Annotated in this window: 9 protein-coding genes and 2 pseudogenes; 4 read left to right on the top strand and 7 right to left on the bottom strand. The window is 45.9% G+C overall.

From position 1 onward, the window contains the following. Positions 1-113: 113 nt before the first annotated feature. The 5 genes and pseudogenes from msrA to NDI42_RS27720 all read right to left on the bottom strand — a co-directional run. A pseudogene (msrA, locus tag NDI42_RS27740) lies at positions 114-389 on the bottom strand (peptide-methionine (S)-S-oxide reductase MsrA); the annotation flags it as partial. A 636-nt stretch (positions 390-1025) separates the two neighbouring features. After that, the gene (locus tag NDI42_RS27735; RefSeq protein WP_190457823.1) at positions 1026-2747 is read right to left on the bottom strand and encodes an RluA family pseudouridine synthase; all 1722 of its coding nucleotides are present in this window, start codon (positions 2745-2747) and stop codon (positions 1026-1028) included. A 13-nt stretch (positions 2748-2760) separates the two neighbouring features. Then, the gene (locus tag NDI42_RS27730) at positions 2761-3039 is read right to left on the bottom strand and encodes a BrnA antitoxin family protein (protein ID WP_190457830.1); all 279 of its coding nucleotides are present in this window, start codon (positions 3037-3039) and stop codon (positions 2761-2763) included. Next, positions 3002-3127 (bottom strand): annotated as a pseudogene (locus tag NDI42_RS27725) (BrnT family toxin); the annotation flags it as partial. The gene NDI42_RS27730 and the pseudogene NDI42_RS27725, both read right to left, overlap by 38 nt. Before the next feature lie 27 nt (positions 3128-3154). Next, positions 3155-4381, bottom strand: coding sequence for a TetR/AcrR family transcriptional regulator (locus tag NDI42_RS27720; protein WP_190457821.1), 1227 nt, complete (start codon positions 4379-4381; stop codon positions 3155-3157). Between the two features lie 188 nt (positions 4382-4569). On the opposite strand from NDI42_RS27720, the gene NDI42_RS27715 reads away from it, so the two are divergent. Beyond that, positions 4570-5409, top strand: a complete 840-nt coding sequence (locus NDI42_RS27715) for an acyl-CoA desaturase (protein ID WP_190457819.1) — start codon at positions 4570-4572, stop codon at positions 5407-5409. A gap of 84 nt (positions 5410-5493) precedes the next feature. On the opposite strand, the gene NDI42_RS27710 is transcribed toward NDI42_RS27715, so the two are convergent. Beyond that, a complete protein-coding gene (locus NDI42_RS27710; RefSeq protein WP_190420314.1) occupies positions 5494-6222 on the bottom strand; it encodes a winged helix-turn-helix domain-containing protein in 729 nt (242 codons plus the stop codon). 241 nt (positions 6223-6463) lie between these two features. On the opposite strand from NDI42_RS27710, the gene pcrA reads away from it, so the two are divergent. Continuing rightward, complete coding sequence (gene pcrA, locus NDI42_RS27705) at positions 6464-8785, top strand: DNA helicase PcrA (RefSeq protein WP_190457817.1); 2322 nt, start codon at positions 6464-6466, stop codon at positions 8783-8785. A gap of 143 nt (positions 8786-8928) precedes the next feature. On the opposite strand, the gene NDI42_RS27700 is transcribed toward pcrA, so the two are convergent. Then, the gene (locus NDI42_RS27700; RefSeq protein WP_190457815.1) at positions 8929-10209 is read right to left on the bottom strand and encodes an FGGY-family carbohydrate kinase; all 1281 of its coding nucleotides are present in this window, start codon (positions 10207-10209) and stop codon (positions 8929-8931) included. A gap of 55 nt (positions 10210-10264) precedes the next feature. On the opposite strand from NDI42_RS27700, the gene NDI42_RS27695 reads away from it, so the two are divergent. Together NDI42_RS27695 and NDI42_RS27690 are read left to right on the top strand one after the other, a co-directional pair. Next, the gene (locus tag NDI42_RS27695) at positions 10265-11089 is read left to right on the top strand and encodes a Uma2 family endonuclease (protein WP_313931427.1); all 825 of its coding nucleotides are present in this window, start codon (positions 10265-10267) and stop codon (positions 11087-11089) included. Further along, on the top strand, positions 11067-11354 hold the full coding sequence (locus NDI42_RS27690; RefSeq protein ID WP_190457813.1) for a helix-turn-helix domain-containing protein: 288 nt from the start codon (positions 11067-11069) through the stop codon (positions 11352-11354). Before NDI42_RS27695 ends, NDI42_RS27690 begins: the two co-directional genes overlap by 23 nt. Positions 11355-11632: the final 278 nt, after the last annotated feature.

Here is an 11632-nt window from a genome sequence, read left to right as displayed (position 1 = left end):
AACGCTCTTTTTCTTCCGGGGTCATAGCGGTTCCTCTTGCTTACCTTTTGAGACTTCAGTTGACTACCTATTATCTTTTCTTAATGGAATTTTTACAAAACCGGGATGCTCCCCTGTTCACCTCGGTCTGGCCCTTGTCGGTTGAACTGGGTGGGATCGTGACAATTCCAGAATACCTCCAACAGTTCCTCATAACTAACTTGCATTGGGTTATATTCAATCTGCACAGCTTCAGCATGACCCGTAACCCTGGCACACACGTCTAAATAGCAAGGGTTAGCCCAATGTCCCCCTGTATATCCCACAGATGTATAGGAAACACCTTTAACGGCGCGAAAAGCGTCTTCTACTTTCCAAAAACAACCTGCTGCAAACGTGGCTTTTTCCATACCGCTTTTTTTTCTAGTTCAAAATACTTGTAGCCTGATTAACTTTACCGCAGGCATGGAAATATTAATCAGATAGACATAATTAAATTAAACATCTAATGTTGGTTGAGTCTTTGTATCGAGATTTAACATTTTTACCTACAAATAAATATAGCCATCTACTTAATACTAAAGTTTCTATCAATTTCGTTTGATAAAACTACTATAGCAATCCTATTTAAGTTGTGAACGAGTATTCGCCCTGGTGTAGGGACACGGCACTGCCCACTGGTGTCAACTTAAGCCGAAAGCCGCCAGGGACTTAAGTCCCTGGCTAATAGCTTAAGTCCTCTCTTAGAGGACTAATAAATTTAACAGTCCTCTCTTAGAGGACTTGAGCTGTGAGGCAGGGGTTTGAACCCCTGCCGGACTGCCGGACTGTAGGGTTTAACGTTAAGTTGACACTAATGGGCACTGCCGTGTCCCTACAGGGGTTTCACGAATCATTTAGGATTGCTATATTGATTCTGTAGAATCACCGTTGCCCTACATAAAAGCTTTAAAATCTAATGATAAAAGCTGGTAAAGATGCTTCGTCATCGTGGATTAATCGAGATATTTTCTCCTGGTAAGGCTCTTTTCTCAAAGGTTTCATCGTCAAAATGGCGTTTTTGCCTGTAGGTGGAGAGGTTCTCTTAACTGGGGATGCTCAAAGCGAAGTTCCCTGGCGTGCAGATGTAGCCGATTTGCCCCTGCACAGCATCCATAGAGGCGATCGCCCAAAATAGGTATCCCAAGTCCTCTGGCATCAGCAGCATGAACTCGGATCTGATGGGTGCGTCCTGTTAGTGGTATAAACTCTACCCTGGTGCATCCTTGCCTCGCCATCACCCGGAAATGAGTCAAGCTGGGTTTCCCTTGTTCATCGACTTTCTGATAGGGACGACGATCGGGATCTCCCCACAAGGGTAGTGCGATCGCGCCTTCATCAGTCATAACTAAACCGGAAAGTACGGCTTCATAAACCTTGTGAATCTGTCGCTGCTGAAACTGACAACTTAGTTGGCGATGGGTTTGGCGATCGCGTGCCAGTAGGAGAATACCAGAGGTTTCTTGATCCAACCGATGCGCGGCAGTAATTTCCATGCCATCAGGTAACAGATTACGCAAGCGGGCTAGAACGCTGTCTTGGCGATCGCTATAACGCCCCGGGACTGATAGTAAATCTGGGGGTTTGTTCACCGCAATCAGCCATTCGTCTTCATAAATAATCGGTAGCGATCGCGTCAGCGTTGTCTCAATCGCCGATACCCTCAAGGGTGCGGCTACACAGACTAAATCTGCCGACTCAGGCTTAGTTTGTATAGCCCCAGGCTTATAGTCTGTAGACATCTGAGGCAATCCTGACAGCAGAAACCCCATCAATGGCTGACAGCGTTCTAAACAAGCTCCGTAGAACTCTCCTTGGATTTTGTCTTGAGACGATCCCCACCAAAACTCCGCCATTGCCAGCGGTTTAAGCCCATGCGTTGCCGCATAATGCAGTAGCTTGGGGGCGCAACAGTCTCCTGTCCCGGTGGGCATAGAGCCTCCTGGCATCAATTGCTGCAACGATAAAGATTGCCCAGAAAAATTAGTCAGGCTGTAAGCAGCGTGCATCTGCGCCTGGAGTTGGCGGGACAGTTGTTTACGCTGTTGTTTCAGTTCCCTTAAACGCGCATCGGCTGTTTCAATTAACTGCTTCAGCGGCTGCAATGCTTGACTTTGCTGGCGTTTGAGGATTCGCCTCTCAATCCCCTCCCGACGGCTTTCTTCGTCGAGTTGTTCAAGAGCAACAGTAAGGGCAACTCCTGTCAGCGTTTGGTAGAGTATCTGACGTTTTTCCTGTCGTTGGTGTTTGCAATCTTGATGGCGATCGCTTAAGATTTGCAACTGCTGCTCCTGCTGGCGATACAGGGTTTCGTACTCTTGCCGTTCTTTGAGTTGCTTGAGGGTAATCAGTTCCTGCTTCATAGCTTCTAATTGAGCCAATGTACGGGCTTCGGCTAATGCACACTCGTCTCGTCCGGGAATCGGCGGTACCCAGCCTTCAACTGCACTGCAACCATTCAGCAGTCCGGAGAATGCTTTGAGTATCCGTTGTTCGCCATTCGGTAGTTCAATTAATAATATCCCGTACATCTTGCCTTCACGGGAATAACTCTCATCCCTGGCAAGGTGTTGCATTAAACTTCTGGCGATCGCTTCCGACATTGGGGTGCGCGGTAGTCTCAGCAACTCGCCATGAGGACAATGCCCTTCATACCAATAACTAGGAGATGAGTTAGCGATCGCATAGTTGCCATCGATGAAATCTGAAATTTTGTACAGAACTACCATAAATAGTAATGCGTCAGACAAGTTGTTGATTGCCACTGCTCTCAATGTGGCGGCGCAAAACTGCGTTAATGAGCGTTTTATACTCTGAACCTTGGGATTGAAACCAAGCCATCACGTCTTTGTCTAACTGAACCAAATTTTTTGCCTCAGCCGCCGGAACTCGCAGCATTGCCTTTTCAAAAAACTCATCAGTCAATGGTGGAATATCAGAATAGTTAATATCATCATCTGACATTGATTCCAACGCTTCCCAATTAGTACGCGAGGTATTGTTCAAATCGTTGCCGCTCATATCGATTTGCCCTTCTTGCTGAGATAATTCGGATAAGATTCCCTTGTCGTTCTGTCCAAACAACAACCGCTACACCTTGGTTTGTGTAGTTGCGGTTTCAACCGCCTATTGCTAATTAAGTTTTTTGATCTAAGCGAATCGCTTGTTCTAAAGCTGCTTTCTCTTTAGCTTTTTGGATATAAGGCTCAAGCTGGCGAATTTCCCAACCTGTCAGAATTTGCATATCTTCTAAATTCATTCCCCGCATTAACATTTCGACGCACCAGGTTTGTTGGACTTGCTCAATGGTAGGAGATCGCCCTTCTGGTGCAATCAAGTCAGCTGTTAATTCCTGCCACAGTTGGCGAATTTCTGCTTCTGTTAAAGGCTCGTGGGCCGCATTGATAAACAAGGCAGAGTGTGTATCTTTACGACTTCTCAACCATTGCGTAAGCGGATTTTTCTGATACGTTCCATAGCGCTTCCCCATAATCCACTGATTGACAGGAACTTGGCGAATCAACCCTTGAGTAATTTGTAAAAACTGTTGATCGCGATCGCTAATATAATGCGATCGCTCTAACTGAGCAATCTCTGCGGGAGTCAATCCGGCACCAAACAGCACGTAAACTAAAGCGTACTCCTGCAAACCCTGCTTTTTAGCCTTTTGCAGAATACTATGAACCAGCTGGGCAGGCAAATCTGCAATCTTATTGGTTGCTAAAGATGCCAGTTGAATTGCATGAGAAAGAGTGACCGGGTTCGGCGCAACTGCACCCTGAAGAAACAGAGTCACAAGATTTTCTAAAAAATCCTCCCTGTCTTGCCAAAGGTCGTGAAATTCGCTGGTGAACTCAATCACGGCATATCCTAACAACATACCATTGAGCAAACTGGCAAGTTTTTCGGCAGGCAGGTGCGCCTGCAATTGCCCGCCATCAATGACGGCTTCGAGGTATTCCGCCACATAGCGATTGGCTTGGGTAAAGCCGCGTCCCAATGCCTCGCGGTTCTCGGCTGGATACTGTCCGGCTTCACCCACGACCGAACGTACCATTTCTGGCACTCGTTCTAGCGCCTGCAAGCAAGCATCGGCATACTCTTTGAGTGCTTGTTCTAGGCTACTGGCTTGATCCGCCTGCTGCACCAGCGTTTGACCTAACTGGGCAAACACCGCAGCTTCTTGAATTACGGCTAACAGCAGCCCGTGTTTATTGCCAAAGTGACGAAACAGGGTTACTTCATTGACATCTGCTAATTCGGCAATCTGTTTGGTAGTTGTTTCGGTCACGCCTTGGGCGGCAAATAGCTTTAATGCGGCATCGATTAAACGTTGCCGGGTGGGATTTCGCGGAGTTGACATAAATAAAATGCAAGCGTTACTTGCACAATCTGCAAAAAGTTGTTAAAGTAATGTAAGTAGCACTTGCATCTCTTCTTTCCACTGTACCTTGCTAACCCGGCAAGTGTACAGCCAGTGACGAGAGCAAATCAGAAATCAGCGCTGTACTCAATGGTGCTGATGGATTGTAGTCACCTTTGAGGATTTTCATGACTTCTAATACGGAAACGGCTCCCAACAGGGGTGAATATGGCACCCTGTCTTGGATAAATGTGGCCTTCTTCGGTGCATTTCATGCACTGGCATTATTAGCACCTTGGTTCTTTTCCTGGTCGGCGCTGGGCGTAGCAATTTTTTTACACTGGCTGTTCGGTAGCATTGGCATTTGTTTGGGTTATCACCGATTGCTAACGCACCGCAGCTTGCAGGTGCCAAAGCCTCTGGAGTATGCAATCACTTTCATCGGATCGTTAGCACTGCAAGGCGGGCCGATCTTTTGGGTAGCTGGACACCGGATGCACCACCTACACACCGAGGATGTGGACAAAGATCCTTACTCTGCACGACGAGGATTTTGGTGGAGTCATATGCTGTGGTTGTTTTACCCGCAAGGAGAAACTTTCGACTATGAATCTTATAAGCGCTTAGCTCCAGATTTAGATCGCGATCCCTTTTACCGTTGGCTGAATAAAAACTTTTTGCTGCTTCAGCTGCCCTTGGGACTTTTACTTTACCTGCTTGGCGGTTGGTCGTTTGTAATTTATGGCATATTTGTGCGAGCAGTTTTACTGTGGCACAGCACTTGGTTGATTAATTCGGCAACCCACATGACAGGCTACCGCACATTCACTTCTGAAGACAATTCCCGTAATCTTTGGTGGGCAGCATTGCTTACCTACGGCGAAGGATGGCACAATAATCACCATGCTTATCCGAATGTGGCGAAGGCAGGATGGCAGTGGTGGGAAATCGACATGACTTGGTGGGCGATTACAATCCTGAAAAAGCTGGGTTTGGCACAACGAGTAGTGATGCCACCAGAAGGATAATCTAGAAAGCTGAGAAGTTTTTCTCTTGAGCGATCGCACTCTCTGTCACCACAATATCAGTGAGAAGCGATCGCGCCTGCTTAACTATCCCATTAATTGAACATTTTTATTCTGAGTGGGGCTAGGCGGCTCAAACTTGTAGCCAAAACCCCGGACGGTATGAATAAATATCGGCTTACTAATATTCGGTTCCAGCTTCCGGCGAATTTGACCGATATGAACGTCAACAACCCGTTCATCTGCGACAAATTCATGACCCCAAACGTCTCTAATCAGATCCTTGCGACTCAACGCCTGCTTGGAATGCTTCGCTAAAAAATGCAGCAGATCAAATTCCAAGGCGGTTAACGATACAATTTGATTGTCAAACGTTACCTCACGGCTCACCGGGTCAATCACCAACTTCTCAAACACAAAACGCTTCCGTTCCTCAGGATGGACTGGAGGCTGGAGGAAACGCAAAAGAGCCTGCACTTGTTTTTCCAATAGTCGCAGATGGAAAGGCTTGGTAACATAGGCATCAGCCCACTCTAATCCTGTAACTTGGTGTTCTACATCCGCTAGTCCGGTCAGCAGCATGACAAGAGTACCCGTGCGGCTTTTTTTCATTTGCTGACAAACCTCATAGCCGATAATGTCAGGCAAAATTACATCTAGAATCACCAAATCGGGTTGGAATTGTTCAAACCTTGCCAAAGCAGTCTTACCGTCTCCGGCGGACTCCATTAAATAATTTTGCTGACCTAAAAAGCGATAAACTAAATTCCGAATAGCAGGATCGTCATCAACCACAAGAATCTTTTTGGGAGCTATGCCTGAATCATCGGGTCTAGGCTGATTAAAATTTTCGACCATTACACTTCCTTCCTCCACTGCTACAAGTTTAGTGCCGACAACGTTGCTATTTTGGTGTGTAGAGCCTATTGCACCCCGACGAACTAGAAAAGTAAATCGTTCTTAACCGAGTTTAGATACGATAGTGTAGCCTTGCCAATAGCGACTCTACCCGTCTGCTGAAAAGGCACACTTGCGATCGCATCCCTCCAGTCTAACTATGACTACCACTACTAACTTCCTTAGCCACCTCAACCCCAGTCAACGCCTCGCCGTCGAACATTACGAAGGCCCCTTGCTTGTCGTTGCTGGCGCCGGGAGCGGCAAAACACGCGCGCTAACTTATCGAATTGCTAATCTAATTTTGCAGCACGGGGTAGATCCGGAAAATATCCTGGCGGTGACTTTTACCAATAAAGCCGCACGGGAAATGAAGGAACGGATGGAAAAGCTGTTCGCCGCGCAGTTAGCGGAGAAGCAATACGGTAAGCCGTTGTCAGCGTTACCTGCGGATGAACAAACCCGGTTGCGATCGCGTGTTTACAAACTTTACATCAAAGATTTGTGGATTGGAACCTTTCACAGTCTTTTTTCCCGAATTCTCCGCTTTGATATTGAGAAATATCAGGATGAAAAAGGACGCAAGTGGACGCGAAACTTTTCCATTTTTGACGATTCCGATTCTCAAAGTTTGGTAAAAGAGATTGTCACCAAACAACTAAACTTGGATGAGAAAAAGTTTGAACCGCGTTCGGTGCGCTATACCATCAGCAACGCCAAAAATCAGGGATTTTCTCCTCAAGAGTTTGCCGCCGAACAACCGAATTTTCGCGGACGGACGATTGCTCAAGTTTACAGTCTCTACCAAGATAAACTTGCAGAAAACAACGCCCTAGATTTTGACGATTTGATTATGGTTCCAGTCAAATTGTTTGAGCAAAATGAGCAAGTATTGGGTTACTGGCACCGCAAGTTTCATCATATTCTAGTAGATGAATATCAAGATACTAACCGAATTCAGTACGATTTGATTCGCTTGTTAGTAACAGATGGAAAGACAGAAAAAAGTGAATGGAGTTGGCGCGATCGCTCGGTTTTTGTAGTTGGTGATGCGGATCAATCTATTTATAGTTTCCGCATGGCAGATTTTACAATTCTGCTGGAATTTCAGGATAATTTTGGCGACGGTTTGCCAGATGACGACACCCGCACAATGGTAAAACTGGAAGAAAACTATCGTTCCAGAGAAAATATTCTGCAAGCGGCTAATCAACTGATTGAAAATAATACTCAGCGCATTGACAAAGTGTTGAAAGCGACACGCGGCGCTGGCGAACTTATTTTTTGTTATAAAGGCGACAATGAAATTGCGGAAGCCGAATTTGTCGTCACTCAAATTCGCCATCTAGAACACCAAAATCCCGAATTAAACTGGGGTAGCTTTGCCATACTTTATCGCACCAACGCTCAATCTCGCGCTTTTGAAGAATGCTTGGTGCGCGGCGGTGTACCTTATACAATAGTCGGGGGTTTGAAGTTCTACGACCGGAAAGAAATTAAAGATGCGGTTGCATATTTGCGGCTAATTGTCAACCCTGCGGATACAGTTAGTTTGCAGCGAGTGATTAATACACCACGACGCGGGATAGGCAAAGCTACATTAGATGCGATCGCAGGCGTTTCCCAAGAGTTAGGCGTGTCGATGTGGGAAATCCTCAAAGATGAGACTTCAGTTAACACATTAGCTGGACGTGCTGCCAAAGCGATCGCGCGTTTTGTCGAAATGATTTGCCACTGGCAGAACCAACTAGAAATCCTACCAGCATCGGAAATTGTTCAGGGAATAATGGAAAATTCTGGTTATATTCAGGATTTGAAAACCCAAGGCACCGATGAAGCGCAAAACCGACTAGAAAACGTCCAAGAACTTTTCAACGCGGTGCAACAATTTGAACAAGAAAATGAAGACACAAAATTAGAAAGTTTTCTCCAAAATGCTTCCTTATCTTCTGACTTAGATGATTTGAAAGAAGGAGAATCGCGCCTTTCTATGATGACATTGCACTCTGCCAAAGGGCTAGAATTCCCAGTAGTGTTTTTAGTAGGAATGGAACAGGGATTACTACCCCATAACCGCACCTTAAACGATCCAGCGCAACTAGAAGAAGAACGGCGTTTGTGTTATGTCGGCATCACCCGCGCTCAAGAAAGATTGTATCTCACCCATGCCAGCGAACGTCGCCTATGGGGTTCCCGCGAACCTGCTGTTAGTTCGCAATTTCTCAAAGAGTTGCCCAAAGAATTACTAAGTGGAATAACAAAAGTTAATCGCACCACCGCCCCGGCAAAATCCCAAACGGCGGCAACCAATGGTAATCATAATTGGAAAGTAGGCGATCGCGTTCTTCACTCAGCTTTTGGCGTTGGTAACATCACCCACATTTTCGGACAAGGAAACAAAATCTCCGTAGCAATCAAATTCCCAAGCGTCGGGCAAAAAATCATCGATCCCAAAATTGCCAAACTCCAAAGAGTCGAGTAGCTATAGCAATTCAAGGCTTGGGTGCGATACATCTGTAAGGACATGGCAATGCCATGTCCTTACCAAGGTTGCGGAAACAAAACAACCGCGATATATTTTCACCCAACCAAGAAACGCTATAAATATACATCCGCCAACGCGGTTCATTCCTCCGCGCCTGGGCGGTTCATATTTATACCCCTAGCCAAAAGCGCACTACCATAAGCAGCTTCAGAATGAATCGGTGTAACAATCGGCACCTGAAGATAACGCGCACGAATTGCAGTCCAAACAGAATTTTTCGCACCACCCCCAGCAGTATAAACTCCGCTCAACTGCGTGCTACCCAACTGTTGTAATAATTGATAACCCCGTGTTTCAATTCGGGCAATACTTTCCAACAAACCATGCAGAAATTCTACTGGATTATCTGGACGCGGTTCTAGTTTTGGTGGTAAATGGGGGTCATTAATAGGGAAGCGATCGCCCTCTTTTAATAACGGATAATAATCAAGTAAACTTTCTTTCTCTGCATCAATCTGACAGCTAAAACTTTCTAACTCCGTATCAGTAAAAAATTTTCGCAGTACCGCACCACCAGTATTAGACGCACCGCCAACTAACCACAAATCTCCCAGTCGATGACTGTAAATTCCGTAACGCGCATCATCAACACGAGTGTGACTCAACAACTTCAGCACCAGAGTAGAACCTAGCGAGGTACTAGCTTCGCCGGGAGACTTAGCACCACTGGCGAGAAACGCCGCAATACTATCAGTTGTGCCAGCACACACCACACAATCTTTCGGGAATTGAAAGTTAGCAGCAATCTCAGGTGTTAATTCAGCAACAGGTGTACCAGGCGCAAGAACTTTGGGAAGATAAACTGGTAATTCCAGATTTTGCAACCATTGAGGATAACACAAATATTCGACATCGTAACCCAATTTCAAAGCATTGTGATAATCGCTTATTCCTAGTTTTCCATGCAACAAAAACGCCAACCAATCCGCCTGATGCAAGAAATAATTTTTCCTGTTTTCCCCTTTGTCAGGTGGGAGGGCCTTTAGATACCAGAGAAGTTTTGCCAGGCTGGAAGTAGCACTTAATACTGTGTGATTTGGTGGGGCAATTTCCTTCAAATTATCCATCATTTCCACCCCCCGCGCATCGTTGTAGAGGATAGGTTCAACAACAGGATTGCCAGCGCGATCGCATAACATTACAGTAGAAGAAGTTCCGTTGAGTGCGATCGCTTTTATTTCCCTTCGTAGTTCCACAGGAATTTGCGAAATCAGGGAAAACAAAGCCTTCTCCCAACTTGCAGCTAAATCAGCCCCTGCTGCAAAAGGATATTGCGCCTCAGCATGGATATTACAATCCGCGTCAATTACTATAGCCCGTGCGCCAGAAGTGCCGAAGTCTAAGCCAAGGTAGAGATTCATAACCCGCTCTAATCCTGCTTGATATCCTGTACTATATACGCATTAAATATTGGTCGTGACTAACACCACTCGTCAAATCCCTCAAATAGATCCACCCCTTTCGCCTCGGCAAACATTGCCGACGATGTACGATCTACCAAGCGAAGATCCAGAGGAAGAGCGTTTGCCAGATCAGTATCACGGTTATCAGCCAGATATTTTAGATGATACCTTCAAGCCATCTAACTATGACTTTGACGAGATATTAACTGCTACTGACTTACACATTTACTACAATCTTAACCACACCAACTGGTATAAACGCCCAGATTGGTTTGCTGTTGTAGGAGTTTCCCGACTCTACGAAGGTTTTGACCTGCGAATGAGTTATGTATTATGGCAAGAACTAGTTAGCCCATTTGTAATAGTAGAGTTATTGTCCCCCAGTACAGAAAACGAAGATTTAGGTCGGACTGTGCAGCAGCCAGGGAAACCGCCGACTAAATGGCAAGTTTACGAGCAAATTCTGCGCGTTCCCTATTACATTATTTTCAGTCGCTACACGAATGAGTTGCAACCGTTTCACTTGGTTGGCGGTCATTATGAACCTATGACACCACATGAGGAGGGACTGTATCCAGTTCCAGAACTGGGGCTAAGTTTTGGCTTGTGGCAAGGTACTTATAAAGGTGTTAACCGGATTTGGTTACGGTGGTTTACACAGTCGGGAGAGATGATTCCCACTTCCGAAGAGGAAAATGCCGCCGCCCAACAAGAAGCCGCCGCCGCTCAACAAGAAGCCGCCGCCGCCCAAGAACGAGCTAGGTTAGCAGAGGAGCGTGCTGAACGACTGGCGGCGAAACTGCGCGAGTTAAATATTGACTTGGACGATCTTGGTTAATGTTGTGGAGCGCGATCGCATCTTCACGTTTGCGAGTACGACTGAGCGATCGCATCCTCCTTATCTACTGAACGCCTCAACTCCTCAATCGGCTCTCAAACATTTAATGAAAGCGCGTAGCCTCAAAGAATTCGATTTAGTAAGTATTTTTGGATTTTCAGATGTTACTTCAGGAGTTATCAATGGCAAACGAAGTATTAGCCGAAGACAGGCTGAGGTTCTGGGCGATTTCTTTCATGTTGCTCCTGAGCTGTTCATCCGTTAAACAAGCGGAAATACTGTGCAAAGCGATTGCATCTAGCAAGTTTTGGCTAATGTTGTGGAGGATGCGATCGCTTGTACTTCCCGCCGTAATTCTGGTAAATTTGCCCTAAGCTGGCAGTAAAATCTGACGGCAGCGCTTCAAAGTGATACTGCGTCTCGAATTGAATATAGCGTTTCCTAGTCTGCTGAGGTACAGTAACAGCAGTGTGTAAACCAATTTTGGATGTCCTTCAAGGAGAGCTTATTAAATGCTTCCTCTATGGCTTTGGCTAAGTCAGG

Source organism: Funiculus sociatus GB2-C1, assembly GCF_039962115.1.
Taxonomy (GTDB): Bacteria; Cyanobacteriota; Cyanobacteriia; order Cyanobacteriales; family FACHB-T130; genus Funiculus; species Funiculus sociatus.
The sequence above is the reverse complement of the archived record's forward strand: the minus strand, read 5'-3'. Positions and strand labels throughout refer to the sequence as shown.

Bases quoted from the DNA above. Each gene is read 5' to 3' on its own strand.
- pcrA (WP_190457817.1), top strand. From the start codon at position 6,464: ATGACTACCACTACTAACTTCCTTAGCCACCTCAACCCCAGTCAACGC.
- NDI42_RS27720 (WP_190457821.1), bottom strand. From the start codon at position 4,381: ATGTCAACTCCGCGAAATCCCACCCGGCAACGTTTAATCGATGCCGCA.
- NDI42_RS27735 (WP_190457823.1), bottom strand. From the start codon at position 2,747: ATGGTAGTTCTGTACAAAATTTCAGATTTCATCGATGGCAACTATGCG.
- NDI42_RS27715 (WP_190457819.1), top strand. From the start codon at position 4,570: ATGACTTCTAATACGGAAACGGCTCCCAACAGGGGTGAATATGGCACC.
- NDI42_RS27730 (WP_190457830.1), bottom strand. From the start codon at position 3,039: ATGAGCGGCAACGATTTGAACAATACCTCGCGTACTAATTGGGAAGCG.
- NDI42_RS27700 (WP_190457815.1), bottom strand. From the start codon at position 10,209: ATGAATCTCTACCTTGGCTTAGACTTCGGCACTTCTGGCGCACGGGCT.